Source organism: Sagittula sp. (assembly GCF_052825245.1).
Map to the genome: position 1 here is coordinate 82,587 of NZ_JBRBWD010000066.1, position 19,950 is coordinate 102,536.

Below are 19,950 nucleotides of genomic sequence, written 5' to 3' on the forward strand. Positions count from 1 at the left end.
CTCAGTTTCCCGTGTTCGCCGGATCGTCCCCGGCGTCCGAGGGATCGACCGGCTCGCCGACCGGCGAGGTGTCGGACGCAGGCGCGTCCGGCACCACCGGATCGACGGCATCCGGCCCCGGCGCGGTCGATGCGTCTTCGGGCGTCTCTCCCTCCGTCACGTCGTCCGGCAGGTCCTGCGACTGCGGCACCACCGGATCGCGCGGCGCCGGCCGTTGCTCGACCGCGGCGGGTGTCTGCATCGGCACCGGGTTGCCCGCTTCGCCCTCGTCCTTGAAGTACTCGAAGAACTGGCTGTTCGGGGTCATGACCATGGTGGAGTTTCCGCCGCGCAGGGCGTTCTCATATGCCTGGAGCGAGCGGTAGAAGGCAAAGAACTCCGGGTCCGCGCCATAGCTTTCGGCGAAGATGGCGTTCCGTTCCGCGTCGGCCTCACCGCGGGTCACGTTGGCCTCGCGGTCGGCTTCGGAGAGCGTTTCCACCACCGTCCGGTCTGCCAGCGCGCGCACCCGCTGGGCGGCCTCGTTACCGCGTGCGATCTCGTCGGCGGCTTCCCGTTCACGCTCTGCGCGCATCCGGGCAAAGGTCGCCTCGAGGTTCTGCGTCGGCAGGTTGGTCTGCTTCAGCCGCACGTCGACCACGTCCAGACCGAGCGAGCGCGCCTCGGCACGTGCCTGGTCGCGGATGCCGATCATCAGCGAACCGCGCTCTTCGGACAGGATCGTGTCGGAGGTCACCTGGTCGGCACCCAGAACTTCGCGGATCTGCGCGTTCAGGATGCCCTGCAGGCGGTCCTCGGCGACGCGCACGCCACCCACGCCCACGGCCTGGCGGAACTGCACCACGTCGGCGATCCGGTAACGCGCGAAGGCGTCGACCACCAGCCGGCGGTCGTCCGAGGGCGTGACCTCGATGGTCTCGGTGTCGAGCGACAGGATACGGTCGTCGTAGCGCACCACCTCGTCGAGCAGCGGCACCTTGAAGCCGAGCCCCGGCTCCTCCTTGACCGCCTTGATCTGGCCGAACCGCAGGACCAGCGCCTTCTCGCGCTCGTCCACCACGAAGACCGAAGAAAGGATCAGCACCAGCGCCACCACGAAGGCGGGCAGAAGATACGTTGTCTTACCCATGATGTGTCCTCCCTCAGTTGCCGTTGGACGGTGTCGAGTCGCCGGAGCGGCGCAACTCGTTCAACGGCAGGTACGGCACGACGCCGCCTCCGTCCTGGCCACCGACGGCAATGCTCTCGTCGAGGATCATCTTGTCCACGTCGCCCAGCACCTTCTCCATCGTCTCGATGTACAGGCGGCGGCGCGTGACCTCGGGGGCCTGCGCGTATTCCTGCTGCACGGAGGTAAAGCGCGCGGCCTCACCCAGTGCCTCGTTCACGACGCGGGCGCGGTAGCCTTCGGCTTCCTCGCGCGTCTGCGCAGCCTGACCGCGGGCCTCTGCAACCACGCGGTTGGCATAGGCGTCGGCCTGACGTTCCAGCCGGTCGCGTTCCTGCTCGGCGGCCTGCACGTCGCGGAAGGCGTCGATCACCTCGCGCGGCGGATCGGCCTCGCGCAGGTTGACCCGGACGATGCGGATGCCGCTCTCGTATTCGTCGAGCGTCATCTGGATGTTCTCGAAGGCGGTGTCGGCGATCAGGCCACGGTCCCTGTTGAGGATCGGGGCCAGGTTCGACGCCGCGATGATCTCGCGCATGGTCGATTCCGAAACCGCCTGAACCGTCAGCTCGGGGTCGCGGATGTTGAACAGCAGCTTCGCCGGATCCGCCACGTTCCAGACAACCTGGAAGTCGATGTCGACGATGTTGGCGTCCGTGGTCAGCATCAGGCCGTCGGAACCGCCGCGGCCGGACCCGATGGTTTCCGTCCGTTCGGAGGTCACGTTGACCTTCTCGTAGGTCACCAGCGGCCAGGGCGCGAAGTTCAGGCCCGGGTTCCCGGTCGAGGAGTAGTCCCCGAGGAACAGTTCCACCGACTGCTCTTCCGGCTTCACCGTGTAGAAGCTGGAGTACGCCCAGAGCCCAAGGATGATGATCGCGCCGATTGCGACCGTCCCCCGCGTGAGGCGGGGTCCGCCGCCGCCTCCGCCAGAGCCGCCACCGGTCCGGCCATTGCCGCCCCGGCCGCCCATGAGCACACGCAATTGCTCCTGGCCCTTTTTCATCAGCTCGTCGATCTCGGGGATCTGGCTGTCCTCCGGTCGACGCCCGCCACCGCCTCCGCCCGAAGGCGGACGGCTGCCGTTGCCGCCCTGGTTGCCACCGCCGCCCCAGGGGCCGCCGCTGTTTCCTGCCATGAAGCCTTGTCCTTCCCTCAGTCTCGTCCGTTCTAACCTGTGCACGCCGCCTGAAAGTATCAAGGCGGCATCGTCCTCGCTACCGCGTCCGCGCAGGGTTGCGCATGGTCACGATCTCCTCCGACATCGTCGGGTGCACCGCCACCGTCCGGTCGAAATCCTCTTTGGTGGCCCCCATCTTTACGGCAATCCCCGCAAGCTGGATCATCTCTCCCGCACCCGGCGCCACGATGTGGCAGCCCAAAACGGTCCGGTTCGCCTTCGACACGATCAGTTTCATCAGAACACGATCCGGCGCATCGACAAAGGCCGTCTGCATGGGGCGGAACGAAGTGCAGTAGACCTCGATCTCTTCCTGCTCGGCGGCCTGCTCTTCCGTCAGGCCGACCGTGCCCATCTCCGGCTGGGTGAACACCGCGCTCGGGATCAGCTCGTGATCGACCGGCGTCGGGTTGCCCTTGAACACCGTCTCGACAAAGGCCATGCCCTCGCGGATCGCGACCGGGGTCAGGTTCACACGGTTGGTCACATCCCCGATGGCGTAGACCGAGGGCACCTTCGTCTGGCTGTATTCGTCCACCTCGATGGCACCGTTCCGGCCCGGCTCGATGCCGAGCGCCTCGAGCCCGAGGTCGTCGCTGTTCGGCACGCGCCCCGTGGCAAAGAACACCGCGTCGAAATCGCGGATCGTGCCGTTGGTCGCCTTCACCCGCACCGGGCCCGAACCGATCTCTTCCTGTTCCGGCTGGCCGTACTGCACGTCGTCCACCGGCGCCTCGCCCATGGCGTCCGCCTCCGGCGTGCCGACACAGTGCATTTCCACGATGGTGGTGCCGGTGTGCAGGTCGATGCCGCGGCCCTTCATCGCATCGGCGATCAGCCCGCGCGCCTCGTCGTCAAAGCCGCGCAGGATCTGCGCCCCGCGGTAGAACTGCGTCACCTTGACGCCAAGCCCGTGCAGGATGCAGGCGAACTCGCAGGCGATGTAGCCGCCGCCGACGATCAGCACAGACTTCGGCAGCTTGTCCAGGTGGAAGATGTCGTCGGACACCATCCCCAGATGCGCGTTCGGCATGTCGGGCCGCTGCGGACGGCCACCGGTGGCGATCAGGATGTGCTTGGCGGTCTTCTCCTCGCCGGTCGACAGCTTGACAGTGTGCGCGTCCTTCAGCGTGGCGCGGGCGTCGAAGGTTTCCACCCCCGAACCTTTCAGCAGCTTGCGATACACCTCTTCAAGCCGGTCGAGCTCGGTGTTCAGCTTGGTGCGGAACGCGGTCCAGTCGAACTGCCCGTCGGCGATGTCCCAGCCGTAGGCCCGCGCGGTGGCCGGCATGTCGCGGTATTCGGACGCAAAGACCATCAGCTTCTTCGGCACGCATCCCCGGATCACGCAGGTCCCGCCATAGCGGTCCTCCTCGGCCAGCGCGACCTTCGCGCCGGTCTCGCCCGCCGCAACCCGCGCCGCGCGCACCCCGCCGGAGCCGCCGCCGATGACAAAGAGATCGTAGTCGAATGCGCTCATGACCCATGCCTTTCATCGTCTCGCGTGGCGGAGGTATTTCACGAAGCCCCGCGGAAGGCCAGAGCCGGAGGGCCGCCGCACAAGCGGGTTTTACCGCCCGTGTGCACAGCCCCTGCGCGCCTTATGCCGTAGCGTTAAGCCCGGACTGCACGGCGCGCATGTCATGGCGCGCCGGAACCCGTGCCCCGGCGTGCTCCAACCTGGCATCCTGCGGCGGGCTGCCGCCTTGCTTCAGATGTCGCGGAAGAGGTTCTCGTCCTCGACGAAGTCGAGCTGGCTTTCGGTCACGGTGCCCTCGTTGATGTCGCGCACCTCGACCCGGCCGTCGCCGTGGCCGATCACCACCTTGTCGCAGATGTCGATGAACAGCCCGTTCTCCACCACGCCGGGGATCTGGTTCAGCACCATCGACAGCTGCCGCGGGTTGCCGATCCGGCTCAGGTGCAGGTCGAGGATGTGGTTCGCCTCGTCGGTGATGTAAGGCCGGTCGCCGTTCATCCGGAGCGTCGTGTTGCGCCCCATCACGTCCATCGAGATCAGCATCTCCTCGATCAGCGCCTGCGTGGTCTGCCAGCCGAAGGGGATGACCTCCACCGGCAGGGGGAAGGCGCCGAGGTGGCCGACTTCCTTCGCCGCATCTGCGATCACCACCATCTGGTCAGAGGCGGTGGCCACGATCTTCTCCTGCAGCAGAGCACCGCCGCCGCCCTTGATCAGCGACAGCTCCTCGTCGAATTCGTCCGCGCCGTCTATCGTCAGGTCGAGCCACTTCGCCTCGTCAAGCGAGATCACCTCGATGCCGACGTCGCGCGCCAGCTCCGCGGTGCGGGTCGATGTCGGCACGCCCTTGATGCGCAGCCCTTCCTCGCGCACCATCTCGCCGAGGCAGCGCACCAGCCAGGCGGCGGTGGAGCCGGTCCCCAGACCGACACGCATGCCCGATTCCACGAATTCCGCCGCGCGCTTGGCGGCGACAAACTTGGCCTTGTCGATGGGCGACAGCTCTCCGGACATCTTGGTTCCCCTGTTCAGCAGACGGCGCACTTATAACAGCCGCGCGCACCGGCGCGAGGGGCAATTGCGCAAACGCCCCGCCCCCGGGCGAACCGTGCCGGAAACGCCGCATCCCGTTCGGGAAACGCCACGCGGGCGACGTCCGGTGCCGGATGGCTTGCTCCTTCCGACCGCCGGCCCGCATCCGGCCTCTGCGGACCGAACGGCCCCCGCATGGTCCCGACGCAACCTCCGCGGCAACCGCCCTGCCCCCGCCGATCGTGCCTGAAACGCCCCAAATCGTCCGGGAAACGCGCAGCCCATCGCGTACCGCTCAGCGCCATCGCCCCGGTACGAACAACCCTCGCCTGATGCCCTCGCGCCCGGGCACCAACCGCCTTTCCCCACCTAATCTGCTTGAAACGCCCGAAATCGCGCGCACACTGCCGTTCGGATCAACGAGGCCCTTTCATGACCCCCATTCCGCTTTGGTTGCTTGTCGCACTGCAGGTGACCGTCTCTGCCGCATCCCTCGTTGTCGAGATCGTCGCGGGCCGCATGCTGGCCCCCTACGTCGGCATGTCGCTTTACACCTGGACCTCCGTCATCGCCGTGGTGCTGGCCGGGTTCTCCGCCGGTCACTGGTGGGGCGGCCGCCTGGCCGAGCGCCCGTCCGACCGCGCCCTGACCGCCACCGGCTATGCGCTGGCCGCCGCCGGGCTGACCACCGCCACGGCGAGCCTCGCGCTTCGGGCCAGCGCACCTTGGCTGACGCAGATCCCCGACCCGGTGGGCGCGATCACCGCGCTGACCCTGACGGCCTTCTTCCTCCCCTCGCTGTTCGCGGGCATCCCCGCGCCGGTACTGACGCAGGTCGCGCTCACATCTGGCCGGACACAGGGCCGCGCGCTTGGCGCGATGTTCGCCGCAGGCGCCCTCGGCGCCATTGCCGGAACCCTGCTGGCCGGGTTCCTCTTCATCTCGTGGCTCGGCACCGCCTGGACGCTGGCCGCGGTCACCGCCGCCTACATCCTCTGCGCCGCCATCTGCCTGCACCTCGGACGCCGCCTGACTCCGCTGGCCGTGACAACGCTCGCCGCACTCGCCGTCGCGACCGCGGTCATGGCGGCACGTCCCGGCCCCTGTACCGTCGAATCACGCTACTTCTGCCTGCAGAGCGTCGACCTTTCCGCCGATCCCGCCCATCCGACCCGCGCCATGGTGATCGACCACCTCGTGCACGGCATCGCCGCAAAGGACGCGCCGGAGGTGATGTTCACCGATCATGCCGCCATGCTCGACGCGCTGGCCCGCCTGCGTGCGCCCCGGGACGACTTTTCCAGCTTCCACATCGGCGGCGGCACCTACGCCCTGCCCCGCGCCTTTGCCGCGCGCGGCCTGTCGCGGATCACCGTGGCCGAAATCGACCCGGAAGTGACCGCGCTGGCCGCCCGCGACTTCTGGTTCGACACGTCCACGGCCACCGTCCGGCACGACGACGCGCGCCGCGCGCTGGCGGCGGACCCGTCGCGCTACGACATCATCGTCGGCGACGCCTTCACCGACACCGCCGTCCCGCAGCACCTCGTGACATCGGAATTTTTCGCGCTGGTCCGCGACCGGCTGACGCCCGGCGGCACCTACCTGATGAACGTCATCGACTATGCCGACAGCATGGCGGCGGTGGGCAGTCTTGCCGCGACCCTCCGCGACCACTTCCCCAATGTGGAGATCTGGACGGAGGCGCGCCGCCCCGAGCCGGGCGAACGGGTGGTCATGGTGATCGCCGCGGGCTTTGCCAAAACGCCGGTCGACAGCTTCACCGCGCTGGCGCCCCAGCGCACCACCTTCGCGGCACTGGGGCCTGCCTTCGTCGACAGCCTTGCCGCACGGGGCACGCGCCTGACCGACAACTATGCCCCCATCGACCGGCTGGTGGGCGCGCGGGACTGACCCTGCGCCCACACGCCAAACGGCCGTGGCACGGATGCCCCGCCAGCCACACCTGAAAACCACAAGATCAGAGCGGGATCGGCACCCCAGCGGCCTGCACCTCGCCCGTGGGCAGCCCCGTGGGCGAACCGCCCTCCGGCTCGTCCGACACCGCAAGCGTCGCGCCCGGCACCCGCGCCGCCATCTCGTCCGAGAGGACCACGATGTGATCGCCGCCGGGCGACATCACCCCGAGCGAGATCGGATCGCTGCCTTCCGGAATGAGCCAGAGCTGCAGCACCCGGCCATCGGGCAGGTCGCCCGCGCGGTAGTCGATGGCGACGGTATGGGTCGGCGGGTCGATGCGCACGTCGAAGGCAAGGTCCCCGGCCACGGGCTCCAGCGAGGCGAGGATTTCCGGGCGTCCCTGCTCCAGCACGCCGGAGATGAAGACGACCCAGGCCATCGCGGCACCGGCCATGGCGCCGACGAGATAGGGCAGCAACTGGCGCCAGACCGGCGGCGGCGGATCGCCGTGCACCTCTGCCTCGATCCGCTTCAGGACCGCCTGCGAAGGCGTTGCTTCGGGAATCCGGTCGGTCAGCGTGGCGAAATACTCCGTCCACGCGTCCACGTCCTGCGCGAGGTTGCGGTCGGCGGCCATGCGCGCCTCGAATCCGGCACGCTCCGCCTCCGGCAGGACGCCCAGGGCGTACTCCGCTGCCTCGGCTTCCCAGCCGCCCGGAAGATCCGTATCCTCGTCCGCGCCGGTCATGCGCTCAGGCACTCCCTCAGTTGCATCAGGCTGCGCCGCAGCCACGTCCGGACCGTGTTCAGCTTCACGCCGGACTGGTCGGACAGTTCCTGGTACGTCAGGCCCTGCAGGTAGACCCGCCGGACCATCTCTGCCCGGTCTGCGGGCAATTCGTCGAGGCAGGCGTTCAGCGCCCGCGCCTCGTCTCGCATCTCCGCCTGCTGGGCAGGCCCGGGCGCCGTGTCATAAAGACGCTCCGCGATCTCGACCGGCTCCTGCGCCACGCCCTCGCGGCGCGCCTTGCGCAGGCGGTCGATGGCGGCATTCCGCGTGATCGTGATCAGCCATGTCATCGGCGAATATCCGTTGCTTCGGTATGCGCCGGCCCGGTTCCACACGCGGACGTACACGTCCTGCAGGACGTCCTCGGCCGCCGCTTCGTCCCTCAACACACGCAGCGCGATGCCAAAGAGTTTCGCCGAGGTTCGGGAATAGAGTGCGCGGAACGCCTTGCGGTCGGCCATCGCCACGCGGGCGATCAGCGCCTCGATCTCCTCCTGCGGTGTCATGGCGTCCCGTTATCCATTCCCCTTGCCCCTCCCCGAGATATGTTGCACCAACGCGGGCAGACAACGGACAAAGGACATCGGCACCATGGCGGACGGCGAGATCGATATCAACGCGAAACCGACGGAAGAGATCTCGGTTCGTGAGGTCTTCGGGATCGACACCGACATGATCGTGCACGGGTTTCCCGACCGCACGTCGCGGGTGCCCGATCTCGATTCCACCTACAAGTTCGACCCCGACACCACGCTGGCCATTCTCGCGGGTTTCCGCAACAATCGCCGCGTGATGATCCAGGGCTATCACGGCACCGGCAAGTCGACCCACATCGAACAGGTCGCGGCCCGGCTGAACTGGCCCGCCGTGCGCGTGAACCTCGACAGCCACATTTCCCGGATCGACCTGATCGGCAAGGACGCGATCAAGCTGGTGGACGGCAAGCAGGTCACCCAGTTCCAGGAAGGCATCCTGCCCTGGGCGCTGCGCAACCCCACCGCCATCGTGTTCGACGAATACGACGCGGGCCGCGCGGACGTGATGTTCGTGATCCAGCGGGTTCTGGAAACCGACGGCAAGCTGACGCTGCTCGACCAGAACGAGGTCATCACCCCGCACAAGTATTTCCGCATCTTCGCGACGGCGAACACCGTGGGCCTGGGCGACACCACCGGCCTCTACCACGGCACGCAGCAGATCAACCAGGGCCAGATGGACCGCTGGTCGCTGGTCGCCACGCTGAACTACCTGTCGATCGACGCGGAGACGCAGATCGTCCTGTCGAAGGCGCCGCATTACAACAACGAGAAGGGCCGCAAGATCATCCGCCAGATGGTCACCGTCGCCGACTTCTCGCGCCGCGCCTTCATGAACGGCGAGCTGTCGACCGTCATGTCGCCGCGGACCGTCATCGCATGGGCGCAGAACGCCGAGATCTTCCGCAACATCGGCTACGCCTTCCGCGTGTCCTTCCTCAACAAGTGCGACGAGCTCGAGCGCCAGACCGTGGCAGAGTTCTACCAGCGCTGCTTCGACGAGGAACTTCCCGAAAGCGCGGCCTCGATCAGCGTCGCCTGATCGACGGACATCATCAAAAAGACCGACGAAGCCCGCATCCGCGGGCTTCGTGCGTTTCGGGGACCTGACCCGCGTCGCATCGACATGCGGCAAAACGCAGCCCCGGCCCTTTCCGGCTCAGGGCCTGTCCCGCCTAGCCGGAAGGCTTCGCATGGCCAGCAGAAGCGCCTCCGCCTCCATCCGAACCAGCCGGCCCTCCAGCCCTTCCAGCCCCGCATGAACGTCCGCCGCCGCATCGCCGATGCGCTGCAGCTGCCCCACCAGCGACGGCAGGCCGGGCCGCCGCTCCTCCTCCGCCAAGTCCCGCATGCAAGATCCTGTCCTTCTCCAACCGCTCATGGCCTCACCCGGTCAATACGTCTAAAATTGTAAACACAGCCCTTGGAAGGATCGGCCATGCCCGCAACGTCCCCGACCCCCAGCCCCGCCACGGAGGCGCCAGTGACCGCGACGCCGCCGATCCTCCGCGTCGCCCGCCCCACGGACCGCATGGCAGAGGTCACGGCCTTCTACCGCGACGGGCTGGGCCTGACCGTGCTGGGCGAATTCAGGGACCACGACGGGTTCGACGGCGTCATGCTCGGGCATCCGAACGCGCCCTGGCACCTGGAATTCACCTCCGAACGCGGCGTCGCGGCGGGCAACGCCCCCTCGCCCGAACACCTCCTGACGCTCTACCTCCCCGACCGCGCCGCGTGGCAGGCGGCGCGCGACCGGATGACCGACGCGGGCCACTCCCCCGTCGCATCGCACAATCCCTACTGGGACCGGCAGGGCGTGACCTTCCGCGACCCGGACGGTTATCATGTCGTCCTGCAGAACGCGGACTGGACAGCATAGGACAAGCACAATGCATATCGGACTGATCGGCGGGATCGGGGTCGCCGCCACAATCGTCTACTACCAGCGCCTCACCGACGCCGTCGCCCGCAGGGGCAAGACGCTGGACCTGACCATCGTGCATGCCGACGTGCAGGAGCTGGTCCGCACCAACCTCGCCGACCTGCGCGAGGAACAGGCCCGCAACTGGCTGCCCCTGCTGGTCCGGCTGAAGGCGGCGGGCTGCGACGTGGCCGCCGTCACCTCGCTCGGCGGGCACTTCTGCTTCGACGAGCTTCAGGCCATCTCTCCCCTGCCGCTGATCTCGGCCGTCACGCCGCTGGACGCCCATTTCGCCGAACAGGGCCACGCGACCGTCGGGCTTCTGGGCACGCGGGTGGTGATGCGCACGAAGCTTTACGGGCAGCTCCACCAGACCCGCGCCATCGCGCTGGAGGACGAGGTCGAGTCGCTGGGTCAGACCTATCAGGACATGGCGGTGGCGGGCACATGCAGCCCGGAGCGGCGCGCCCTCTTCCGCGACGCCGGGCAAAGGCTGATCGACGCGGGCGCCTCTGCCGTGGTTCTGGCAGGCACCGATCTCAACCTCGCCTTCGACGGCTCCGAACCCTATCCCGTCATCGACGCGCTGGATGTCCATGTCGACCTTCTGGCGCGGCTCGCCACCGGCGAGGCGACACCGTGACAATCCGGTGACGGCGCGCGGAAGTCTTCAAACAGATTAATTGTCAGGCAGAAAATCCGCGCTAACGTTCACTTCATGAGCGGTTTGAAAACTTTTCTTCTGACGCTCGCGCTCCTCTTGCCAGCGCAATGGATGACCTCTTCCCCGGCCTCCGCGCTGGCAGAGCGCCCCACCGACATGACCCCGGTCTTCGCCGCCTGCCTCGGGCGCTACTCCGCGCAGGTGGAGGATTCGTGGAACGCCTATTCCACCGACGACACCTCGCAGATCACCCGCGCTCGGTTCGAGGGTCTGCTTGACGCCGTGCGCACCGGGTCGGAGCTGACCGGCTCCCGCATCCTCCAGATCCGGTTGGAAGCGAAGTGGGCGCAGGCCCGCCTGCTCTCCATCGCACGGTTCGACCGCGACCCCCGGATGCAGCGCCGCGCGCGGGCGCAGGCCGCGCTGGCCCTCCGCCCCTGCGAGGCGCTGCTGCTCTGAACCACCGGGCGCGCCGGCAAGACAATCGTAACGCCCCTGCGCTAGCCTGCCCGCCCATGATCGCCCCGTGCCAGCATACCGCGCGGACGGCCCTGATGATCGTGGGCCTCCTCCTCGCCTCCCCAGCCGCCAGCGCGGCCACGGACCCGCCCGGCCCGTCCGACGGGGCGCTCACCCTCGCCACCTGCCATGGCCGCTATACGGCGGTGATGGAACATGCCCGGCTGATGGGCGACGGTGCAGACGCCGCCGCCTTCCGCCGCGACCTGCTTGAGGCGATGATGAACGCCTACCTGGCAGAACACGCCGAAGACCGCGCGTATTCCATCACGATGATGAGCCACCGGATCAACGCGCGGGCGCAACTCCGGTCGCTCTTCGCCACCGCCGCCTTCAACGGCGACACGCGTCGCCAGCGCCTTGCGGCCGGCGGCATCCTCCGCCAGATCGCCGCCTGCGACAGCCTCGTGATCGGGCGCCGCTTCACCGGCCTCTGACAGCCGACCGGGCCCGCCCGCACCGTCCGGCAAACCGCACCGCTCTTCTCGGCGCCCGCCGTCCTCACACAACACCACCGCCCGCCACCAGCGCCCGCCGCGACAAGCCGTATCCGCCTTTGCCCTTGCCAAGCCCCGGTCATCGGTTCAAATCTGCGGTCATGAGCAAGCCCAGCGACAACCCCGCCGATCCCTTCAAGAAGGCCCTCGCCGAGGCCACCAAGGTCATGGCCGACGACCCGGACCTGACGGTCAGCTACTCGGTCGATCCCGCCGGGGTGTCCGGCGACGCCATGCGCCTGCCGCAGGTCTCGCGCCGCATGACGCGCGACGAGGTCCTGCTGGCCCGGGGCACCGCCGACGCGCTGGCGCTGCACCGCCGTTACCACGACGCGGCCACACACAACCGCTACCTGCCGCAGGGCGAGATGGCCCGCGACCTTTACGAGGCGATGGAAACCGCGCGCTGCGAGGCGATGGGCGCCCGCGACATGCCCGGCACCGCCAAGAACATCGACGCCAAGATCGGGCACGAGGCGGTCCGCCGCGGCTACGGCCAGATCCGCGACAAGGGTGAGGCGCCGCTGCCCGTCGCCGCGGGCTACCTGATCCGGCACCTCGCCACCGGGCGCGACCTGCCCGCCGAGGCCACCAACGTCATGGACCTCTGGCGCGGCTTCATGGAGGAGCAGGCGGGCGGCACGCTCGACGACCTCCAGACCAAGCTGTCCGACCAGTCCGCCTTTGCAAAGTTCGCGCGCCAGATCATCACCGATCTGGGCTACGGCGACCAGCTGGGAGACGACCCCGACAACCTCGACGACGAGGCGGAGGACGACGGCGAACAGGAAGGCGCGGAGGAAGAGGACCAGCCCGATTCCACCGGCAACGACGAGGACGATTCCGAGGAATCCGATGCCTCGCCCGAACAGTCGCAGGACGAGACGCAGGACCCGAGCCAGGCGCAGGTCACGATGGACGACCTCGCCGATCAGGAACTGGGCGAAGAGGCCGAGATGCCCGAGGGCGAAGCGCCCATGGAGCCGCCCGCCCCCGCCCCGGTCTCCGAGGCCGATCCCGACTACAAGGTCTACTCCTCCGAGCACGACGAGGAGATCGAGGCGCAGGACCTCGCCGAGCCGGTAGAGCTGGAGCGCCTGCGCGCCTACCTCGACCAGCAGCTCGAACCGCTGAAGGGCGCGGTCAGCCGCCTTGCCAACAAGCTCCAGCGCCGCCTTCAGGCCCAGCAGAACCGCAGCTGGGAATTCGACAAGGAAGAGGGCGTGCTGGATGCCGGCCGCCTCGCCCGCGTCGTGGCGAACCCGACGACGCCGCTCAGCTTCAAGGTCGAGAAGGACATGGAGTTCCGCGATACCATGGTGACGCTGCTTCTGGACAACTCCGGCTCCATGCGCGGGCGCCCGATCTCCATCGCGGCGATCTGCGCCGACGTGCTGGCACGGACGCTGGAACGCTGCTCCGTCAAGGTCGAGATCCTCGGCTTCACCACCCGCGCGTGGAAGGGCGGGCTGGCGCGCGAGGCATGGCTGAACGCCGGCCGCGAACAGCAGCCGGGCCGCCTGAACGACCTGCGCCACATCATCTACAAGAAGGCCGATGCACCGTGGCGCCGCACGCGCGACAACCTCGGCCTGATGATGAAAGAGGGCCTCCTGAAGGAGAACATCGACGGCGAGGCGCTGGAATGGGCGCACCGCCGCATGGTGAACCGCCCCGAGGCGCGCAAGATCCTGATGGTCATCTCGGACGGCGCGCCGGTCGACGACAGCACCCTGTCGGTCAACCCGGCCAACTACCTCGAAAAACACCTGCGCGACGTGATCGCCATGGTCGAGCGCAAGAAGCAGGTGGAGCTTCTGGCCATCGGCATCGGCCACGACGTGACCCGCTACTACGACCGGGCCGTGACGATCACCGATGTGGAGCAGCTTGCCGGTGCGATGACCGAACAGCTTGCCTCGCTCTTCGACTCAGACCCCCGGGCCCGGGCCCGCGTCATGGGAATGCGCCGCGTCGCCTGACCTTTCGTGGGCAGAGGCCTGCACCAGCACGCGGTTGTGGACATCCGAATCCGCAATCGCGTACTGCGCGAACCACACGCCCCAGCGCCCCGCGACAAGGCGGATCTCGGTGTAGACCATGTAGGGTTCCCGCTCCAGCCGGTGACCGTGCTGCACCAGCCGCGATTCGTAGGCCGACACGATCATCGTGTCGCTCCGGTAGGACGCCGACACGCAGCGCCGCTGCATGTCCGTCACCCCGATGATGTCGTAGAAATCCACGTTCCGGTTGAACCAGTCGCGCATCGACGCTTCGGAATCGATCCGCAGGCGGCCTTCGAAGGTCTCGACCAGCAACGGCATGCAGACGCACTCCGCGAACCGGTCGAAGTTGCGGTCCGTGATCGCTGATCCTGTGCGTTCGAGAAGATCCTCGACGATCTGATGGGCGGGCGGACGCATGTCTCGTGGGGGTCGCAAATTACTCGATCAATAGGTCGGTCTCATCCTGCGAAAATTCCGTGCCGGGGCCTAGCCGCAATTTTGTTGCAGCCCGGTTTGCCGCTGACGTGTTGCGGCTGCACCCTCTGCCACAGTTCCCGATGTCCGCCGCCCAGGCACCCGCGCCGCCCCGGCCCTGTAGAGCACGGCGCACCCCCTTGGCCTCTGCCGCGCGCAAAGCTACGGTCGCGCCAAAGGAGTCCCCGCATGTTCCAGACCTTCACGGAAACCGCCTCTCCCGATCAGGGGCCCGCCCGTCTTGCCGCCCTTCAGGACCTCCTGCGGGCCGAAGGCGTCGACGGTGTGCTGGTGCCCCGCGCCGACGCCCACCAAGGCGAATACGTGGCGCCGCATGACGACCGGCTGGCCTGGCTGACCGGCTTCACCGGATCGGCGGGCTGGGCCATCGCCCTCACCGACCGCGCCGCGATCTTCACCGACAGCCGCTACACCGTGCAGGTCAAGGCGCAGACCGACTCCGTCTTCGAAAAGGTCGACTGGCCGGGCACCTCGCTTGCCGACTGGCTGGCCGAGGCGCTGCCAGAGGGCCGCCTCGCCTATGACCCCTGGCTGCTGACCGTGGCCGAGCACCGCCGCCTTGCGGAAAAGCTGCCGAAGCTGACGCTGGTGCCGATGGCGAACCTCATCGACCGGCTGTGGGAAGACCAGCCCGAGCCGCCCATGGGCGCCGTCTTTGCCCAGCCGCTGGAACTGGCCGGCGAGGCGCATGACGCCAAGATCGCCCGCCTGGCCAAGACGCTCGCCCCGGCCGAGGCCGCGGTCATCACCCTGCCCGACAGCCTTGCGTGGCTTCTGAACATCCGCGGCTCCGACATCCCGAAGAACCCGGTGCCGCACGGCTTTGCCCTGCTGAACGCCGACGCCACCGTCGACCTGTTCATCGCGCCGGAAAAGCTGACCGACCTCGGCGATCACCTCGGCGCCTCGGTCCGCACCCATGCGCCCGATGAATTTGTCCCGGCGCTGAAGGCGCGCGAGGGTGCGGTGCGCATCGACCCGGCCTCCTGCCCCGTCGCGGTGCACGAGGCGCTGTCACATCCGGTCGACGGCGAAGACCCCTGCATCCTGCCCAAGGCCTGCAAGAACGAGGCAGAGCTCGACGGCACCCGCGCCGCCCACCTGCGCGACGCCTGCGCCATGGTGCGCTTCCTCGCGTGGCTCGACGCGCAGGCCCCCGGCTCGCTGACCGAGATCGCCGTGGTCAAGAAGCTGGAGGCCGAGCGTGCCGCCACCAACGCGCTCCGCGACATCTCCTTCGACACCATCGCCGGGACCGGCCCCAACGCCGCCATCGTCCACTACCGCGTGACCGAAAAGACCGACCGCACGGTGGAAGACGGGCACCTGCTGCTGGTCGATTCCGGCGGGCAGTACGTCGACGGCACCACCGACATCACCCGCACCATCCCCGTAGGCAAGCCCACCGCCGAACACCGGGAGGCCTTCACCCGCGTCCTGAAGGGCATGATCGCCCTGTCGCGCCTGCGCTTCCCGAAGGGCATGGCCGGCCGCGACATCGACGTGCTGGCCCGCGTGGCCCTGTGGGAGGCCGGCCTCGACTACGGCCACGGCACCGGCCACGGCGTAGGTTCCTACCTCTGCGTGCACGAGGGCCCGGCCCGCATCGCACGCACCGGCACCGTGGCCTTCCGGCCCGGCATGATCCTGTCGAACGAGCCGGGCTTCTACCGCGAGGGCGCCTTCGGCATCCGGATCGAGAACCTCATCGTCGTCGAGGAGGCGCCCGAGCGCCCCGGCCAGACCATCCCGCAGATGTACCGGTTCGAGACGCTGACGCTTGTGCCCATCGACCGCCGCCTGATCGACACGGATCTCTTGTCCGAGGCCGAGCGGCAATGGCTCGACGGCTATCACGCCCGGGTTCTGGACACCCTGCGCCCGCATGTAGATGATGCCGCAGGTGACTGGTTAGAGCTTGCGTGCCAGCCGCTCTGACATGTCTATGTTACACGTCCCGTGTCAGGGAACGGGGACAGACCGATCGCCTGCGCAACGGCGATCGGAAAACCGGACAATCGGAAATTCGAAGGACAGGGGGAAAACAGGAATGACCAAGACGACCCATATCAGCATCACACCGGCAGTCGGCACCTGGGTGGTGCGCGCCGGCGGGGCGGTCCTCGGCGAAAGCGCCCGCGCGCTGGAACTCCGCGAAGGTGACCTGCCGCCGGTGATCTATTTCCCGCGCGAGGACATCGGCATGGCCTTCCTCGACGCGACCGACCACAAGACGACCTGCCCCCACAAGGGCGAGGCCTCCTATTTCTCCATCATGTCCAAGAGCCGCACCTACGAGAACGCGGTCTGGTCCTACGAGAACCCGAAGGAGGAGGTCGCCCAGATCAAGGACCACCTCGCCTTCTACGTCCAGGACGGCGTGAACGTGGAACAGGTCTGAGACCGCCCGCACCGCGGACTGGAACGAAAAACGGCGCCCTCCCGGGGGCGCCGTTCCTCTTTGTGGTTCCCGTCCGGGGCCTACTGGTCGAGGTAGCCGGTCAGCCCCTCGGGCACCGGCAGCTCCGCCTCGAAGCTGCGCTGCAGCTCCAGCGCAAGGCCCGCGTCCGGCGCAAAGATCCCCTCGCCCAGCTTCGGCTTCGGCGAAATCACCGCCCAGCCATCGAGGATGTCCGACCGCCGCACGTAGCCGAGGCTCAGCACCAGCCGCGACGGCGTGCCCACCTCCTCGCCCGGCGTGACCGGGCCGCCATAGGCGGTGAACCGGGCGACGGGCACCGGCAGGACGATGCTGCGCTCTGCCGTGGCCCCCGCGTCGAGCCGCGAGGCATAGGGCGTCTCCGGCTCCTCCAGGCGCATCCCCGGCGGCATCGGCTGGACCGCGCGCTGCAGGACCAGCGTGTCGCCGTCGAAGAACCTGTAGCTTTCCTCCGGCAGCAGGGTGAACCCCTTGTCCGCCACCGTCCAGAACAGGTCGAAGAGGTAGATCGGGCTCTCCTCCGGGTTGGTCACCCGGTAGTCGACCCGCAGCACGTCCTGCGCCACCTCCACTCGGTTCAGTTCGATCATCTCGGCCTCGTGCGTGTCTATCAGTAGAAGGGACGCTTATCTTCGCCCATGTCTTCGCGGATCTTGTTCTCGGTAAAGGGGTCGTCCTCGTAATCGCCCAGCCCGACCGCCTGGTGTTCGTAGCCCGGCGCGGTGCGGTTGTCGCCGTTCAGATCCTCGTAGGGCAGCGGGTTGCGCCCGTCGTTCGTACCCTTCGCGTCGTGCAGACTGTGGATCAGCTCGTGTCCCAGGGCAACGGCGGGATCGCGTTTGTGCCAGTCCTCCGAGCCGTCCTTGATCTGCTTCTTCTCGGGGTTGAACTTCACGACACTCGACGTGCCCGGCCCCGGCTGGTCGTTCACCCGGTCATAGGTGCCGTCCGCCATGCTGGCCGGGTTCTCGCTGTTGCCGCCCGCAGTCTCGACGATCTCCACCGACTTGCCGGTCTTCTCCAGCTCCAGCAGCAGCCCCAGCCCGGTCGGCGTCTTCGACAGTTTCTCGAGCGAGGCATAGGCCTTTTCCTTGAACTCGTCGCTGCCGCTGACGGTGATCGAGGACTCGCCCTTCTTGATCCGCTCCATGAGCTCACGGCGCTTGACCTCCTGGATGATGGCGCAGATGGCGAGCAGTGCAAGCATCGTCCCGCCCCCTCAGCCCGCGACCGTGGCGGCCCAGCGCCGCGTCACGTCGAAGGTCTTCGCCGCGCGCTCCGCCCGGCTCACCTCCAGCACCCCCGACAGGACGTGCCGCCACTGCGGATCGGCAAAGCAGCCCACCCCCATGAAAAGCTGCGCAAGGCAGGCGGGGGCGACCCCCTCCGGCCCGGTGCGGTAATGCTCCGCCACGCCGCGCGCGGCCAGCAGCAGCCCGTTCACATACAGCTTGTTCAGCTTGGCATAAAGCTCCGGCCAGACCGCGTCGACCAGCCGCCAGAAGGCATCGGCATCCCGCGTCGCATCCGGCAGCGCGCCCGGCTCCAGCGCCGCCAGCCGCGCGCAGGCGGCAGGACGTGCGGCCATCACCGCCGTCTCGAACCGCTCCAGCCCGGTGCGCAGGTTCATCAGCCGCCGCGGCAGGGCCAGCTCCTCCGCCGCAAGGTTGGCGCCCGCCCATGGCACCCGCCGGTCGCGGTCGAACTCCAGCCCGAGGACCGGCACCGCGTCGAGGAAGAAGTCCAGCGCGCGCGGCTCCTCGAAGGCGAAGGCCCGGGCACGCTCGACGATATGGGTGACAAGCTCGTCCGCCCCGCCCGGCCCCATGCGCAGGGTCAGTTCGGGCTGTTCCTCCCGCAGGCGCCGCAACAGGCGCCGGTGCTCGGCCTTGCGCGCCATGTCGGCAAAGCCCTGCATCTGGTCGTTCGAAACTCTGAACATCGGAAAATATCCTGTTCTGCAATGACACGAAGGGTAAGCACGGCTTTCCCCCCCGGCAAGCGCCAAAGCCGGTCAAACCCCGTCAAGCCCCTTGTTTCCCTACCTTCGGGGCCCTCCTCAGACCCCCGGAACATTCGCTGACGACGGCGCGTTATTGCATAACAGAGGGATGCGCCCCCATGTTGACGGCGTCTGCCAACAGAACCGATGCCACCGGAGGACCGTTCATGACCCGCCTGATCGCCCTGTTCATTGCCCTCTTCGCCGCCAGCCAGGCCGCCGCGCTGCAGGCCTGGGTCAACGCGCCTGAAGACGGGTTCCTCAACCTGCGCACCGGCCCCTCCACCTCCTACGAGGTGGTCCGGGAGATGCCGCACGGCTCCCGCGTGACGGTGCTGGAGGACGGCAACTGGTTCCGGGTGCGCGACGCCTACGGCAACACCGGCTTCGCCGCCGCCCGCTATCTCTCGGCAACCGAACCGCGCCCGCGCCGCACCGGCGACGACGACATCGCCTCGCGCCGCGATCACTCGCTCTACTCGGGCGAGATCGACCGCGGCGGCTCCGGCTACCGCAATCGCGACGGCTCCGCCTACAGGAACCGTGACGGCTCCGCCTACAGGGATCGCGACGACACGCGCTACCGCAACGACGACACGCGCTACCGCAACAATGACCGCCGCCACGCCGACGTGCCGCTCGACCAGCTGCCGCAGCTCTACATCAACGCGCCGCAGGCCGGTGCCCTGAACCTGCGCGACGGCCCGGGCACGAATTTCCCGGTGATCGACACCATGACCCAGGGCAGCAGCGTGCGCGTGCTGGACGACAGCCAGACCTGGTACCTGATCCGGCACGAGGACGGCCGGACCGGCTACGCCCACTCCTCCTACCTGTCGCAGACCCGCCAGCCGCTCGCACCGCGCTCGGAACCGCAGCCGCGCCGCGAACCGCAGCGCCACAACGGCTCCATCGTGGTCGAGGCAGAGGACCTCCCCCGCATCCTCGCCAACTGCGCCTTCGTCCGCATCGACCGGCTCGACAGCTGTATCGTCAACACCATGCGCCGCTGATCCCGGACCGGAGACCGGAACCAAAAGAAAAACGCCCCCGCGATCTCCCGCGGGGGCGTTTCCGCATCCAAGGGCACGATGGCCCCGGCCCTTCATCTTGGCACAAGTACCTTCGGGGGGTCCGGGGGGCAGACAGCCCCCCGCGCCGGGGGCGCAGCCCCCGGCGGATCGCCTGCGCACCGCGCGGGCGAAACCCCTCAGGAATGCTCTTCCTCCGCCGTCGCCGCCAGCGCCCGGTTGTAGGCCTTCAGCGCGTCGACGTGGAACAGCGCGCCCTGGAACAC

General features: G+C 68.1%; 21 protein-coding genes. 10 read left to right on the top strand and 11 right to left on the bottom strand.

Annotation, left to right across the window (positions count from 1 at the left end; translation table 11 throughout):
* Position 1 precedes the first annotated feature (1 nt).
* From ACU0DV_RS26915 to rpiA, 4 genes are all read right to left on the bottom strand, one after another.
* Entirely contained in the window at positions 2-1,129 is a 1,128-nt protein-coding gene (locus ACU0DV_RS26915) for a protease modulator HflC (protein WP_283980666.1), read from the bottom strand.
* A 13-nt stretch (positions 1,130-1,142) separates the two neighbouring features.
* Positions 1,143-2,306, bottom strand: coding sequence for an FtsH protease activity modulator HflK (gene hflK, locus ACU0DV_RS26920; RefSeq protein WP_100929907.1), 1,164 nt, complete (start codon positions 2,304-2,306; stop codon positions 1,143-1,145).
* 79 nt (positions 2,307-2,385) lie between these two features.
* Positions 2,386-3,828 carry an FAD-dependent oxidoreductase gene (locus ACU0DV_RS26925; protein ID WP_100929906.1) on the bottom strand — a complete coding sequence of 481 codons (1,443 nt, stop codon included), beginning with the start codon at positions 3,826-3,828 and terminating at the stop codon, positions 2,386-2,388.
* Positions 3,829-4,059: 231 nt separating this feature from the next.
* Positions 4,060-4,842 (bottom strand): ribose-5-phosphate isomerase RpiA, encoded by a 783-nt coding sequence (gene rpiA, locus ACU0DV_RS26930; RefSeq protein ID WP_100929905.1) that lies wholly within the window; start codon positions 4,840-4,842, stop codon positions 4,060-4,062.
* A gap of 450 nt (positions 4,843-5,292) precedes the next feature.
* Here rpiA and ACU0DV_RS26935 point away from each other — a divergent pair, with 450 nt between their 5' ends.
* Complete coding sequence (locus ACU0DV_RS26935) at positions 5,293-6,774, top strand: fused MFS/spermidine synthase (RefSeq protein WP_446240991.1); 1,482 nt, start codon at positions 5,293-5,295, stop codon at positions 6,772-6,774.
* Between the two features lie 67 nt (positions 6,775-6,841).
* Here ACU0DV_RS26935 and ACU0DV_RS26940 read toward each other — a convergent pair whose 3' ends face one another.
* Together ACU0DV_RS26940 and ACU0DV_RS26945 are read right to left on the bottom strand one after the other, a co-directional pair.
* Positions 6,842-7,528 (bottom strand): anti-sigma factor, encoded by a 687-nt coding sequence (locus tag ACU0DV_RS26940; protein ID WP_283980669.1) that lies wholly within the window; start codon positions 7,526-7,528, stop codon positions 6,842-6,844.
* The gene (locus ACU0DV_RS26945) at positions 7,525-8,076 is read right to left on the bottom strand and encodes a sigma-70 family RNA polymerase sigma factor (protein WP_100929902.1); all 552 of its coding nucleotides are present in this window, start codon (positions 8,074-8,076) and stop codon (positions 7,525-7,527) included. The genes ACU0DV_RS26940 and ACU0DV_RS26945 overlap by 4 nt, the downstream gene beginning before the upstream one ends.
* 85 nt (positions 8,077-8,161) lie before the next feature.
* Here ACU0DV_RS26945 and cobS point away from each other — a divergent pair, with 85 nt between their 5' ends.
* Positions 8,162-9,148 carry a cobaltochelatase subunit CobS gene (cobS, locus tag ACU0DV_RS26950; protein WP_100929901.1) on the top strand — a complete coding sequence of 329 codons (987 nt, stop codon included), beginning with the start codon at positions 8,162-8,164 and terminating at the stop codon, positions 9,146-9,148.
* Positions 9,149-9,265: 117 nt separating this feature from the next.
* On the opposite strand, the gene ACU0DV_RS26955 is transcribed toward cobS, so the two are convergent.
* Complete coding sequence (locus tag ACU0DV_RS26955; protein ID WP_100929900.1) at positions 9,266-9,457, bottom strand: hypothetical protein; 192 nt, start codon at positions 9,455-9,457, stop codon at positions 9,266-9,268.
* Positions 9,458-9,544: 87 nt separating this feature from the next.
* On the opposite strand from ACU0DV_RS26955, the gene ACU0DV_RS26960 reads away from it, so the two are divergent.
* From ACU0DV_RS26960 to cobT, 5 genes are all read left to right on the top strand, one after another.
* Positions 9,545-9,988: a VOC family protein gene (locus ACU0DV_RS26960; RefSeq protein WP_446240992.1), complete on the top strand. Its 444-nt coding sequence runs from the start codon at positions 9,545-9,547 to the stop codon at positions 9,986-9,988.
* Between the two features lie 10 nt (positions 9,989-9,998).
* The gene (locus ACU0DV_RS26965) at positions 9,999-10,673 is read left to right on the top strand and encodes an aspartate/glutamate racemase family protein (RefSeq protein WP_446240993.1); all 675 of its coding nucleotides are present in this window, start codon (positions 9,999-10,001) and stop codon (positions 10,671-10,673) included.
* Positions 10,674-10,748: 75 nt separating this feature from the next.
* Positions 10,749-11,153: a hypothetical protein gene (locus ACU0DV_RS26970; protein ID WP_446273669.1), complete on the top strand. Its 405-nt coding sequence runs from the start codon at positions 10,749-10,751 to the stop codon at positions 11,151-11,153.
* Between the two features lie 95 nt (positions 11,154-11,248).
* Positions 11,249-11,650, top strand: coding sequence for a hypothetical protein (locus ACU0DV_RS26975; protein WP_370310727.1), 402 nt, complete (start codon positions 11,249-11,251; stop codon positions 11,648-11,650).
* A 161-nt stretch (positions 11,651-11,811) separates the two neighbouring features.
* A complete protein-coding gene (cobT, locus tag ACU0DV_RS26980) occupies positions 11,812-13,692 on the top strand; it encodes a cobaltochelatase subunit CobT (protein WP_100929896.1) in 1,881 nt (626 codons plus the stop codon).
* Here cobT and ACU0DV_RS26985 read toward each other — a convergent pair.
* The gene (locus ACU0DV_RS26985; protein WP_283980673.1) at positions 13,642-14,133 is read right to left on the bottom strand and encodes a hypothetical protein; all 492 of its coding nucleotides are present in this window, start codon (positions 14,131-14,133) and stop codon (positions 13,642-13,644) included. The genes cobT and ACU0DV_RS26985 overlap by 51 nt on opposite strands.
* A gap of 246 nt (positions 14,134-14,379) precedes the next feature.
* Between ACU0DV_RS26985 and ACU0DV_RS26990 the strand changes: the two genes are divergently transcribed.
* Positions 14,380-16,149: an aminopeptidase P family protein gene (locus ACU0DV_RS26990; protein WP_446240995.1), complete on the top strand. Its 1,770-nt coding sequence runs from the start codon at positions 14,380-14,382 to the stop codon at positions 16,147-16,149.
* Between the two features lie 112 nt (positions 16,150-16,261).
* Entirely contained in the window at positions 16,262-16,612 is a 351-nt protein-coding gene (locus ACU0DV_RS26995) for a DUF427 domain-containing protein (RefSeq protein WP_100929893.1), read from the top strand.
* Positions 16,613-16,692: 80 nt separating this feature from the next.
* Here the strand turns inward: ACU0DV_RS26995 and ACU0DV_RS27000 are convergent, their stop codons facing one another.
* The 3 genes from ACU0DV_RS27000 to ACU0DV_RS27010 are packed head-to-tail and all read right to left on the bottom strand — an operon-like array spanning position 16,693 to position 18,593.
* Positions 16,693-17,241 (bottom strand): hypothetical protein, encoded by a 549-nt coding sequence (locus tag ACU0DV_RS27000; protein ID WP_100929892.1) that lies wholly within the window; start codon positions 17,239-17,241, stop codon positions 16,693-16,695.
* A 20-nt stretch (positions 17,242-17,261) separates the two neighbouring features.
* Positions 17,262-17,858: a M91 family zinc metallopeptidase gene (locus tag ACU0DV_RS27005; RefSeq protein ID WP_100929891.1), complete on the bottom strand. Its 597-nt coding sequence runs from the start codon at positions 17,856-17,858 to the stop codon at positions 17,262-17,264.
* A 12-nt stretch (positions 17,859-17,870) separates the two neighbouring features.
* The gene (locus ACU0DV_RS27010; protein ID WP_446240996.1) at positions 17,871-18,593 is read right to left on the bottom strand and encodes a hypothetical protein; all 723 of its coding nucleotides are present in this window, start codon (positions 18,591-18,593) and stop codon (positions 17,871-17,873) included.
* A 227-nt stretch (positions 18,594-18,820) separates the two neighbouring features.
* On the opposite strand from ACU0DV_RS27010, the gene ACU0DV_RS27015 reads away from it, so the two are divergent.
* Positions 18,821-19,666, top strand: a complete 846-nt coding sequence (locus tag ACU0DV_RS27015) for an SH3 domain-containing protein (RefSeq protein WP_446240997.1) — start codon at positions 18,821-18,823, stop codon at positions 19,664-19,666.
* Positions 19,667-19,950 lie beyond the last annotated feature (284 nt).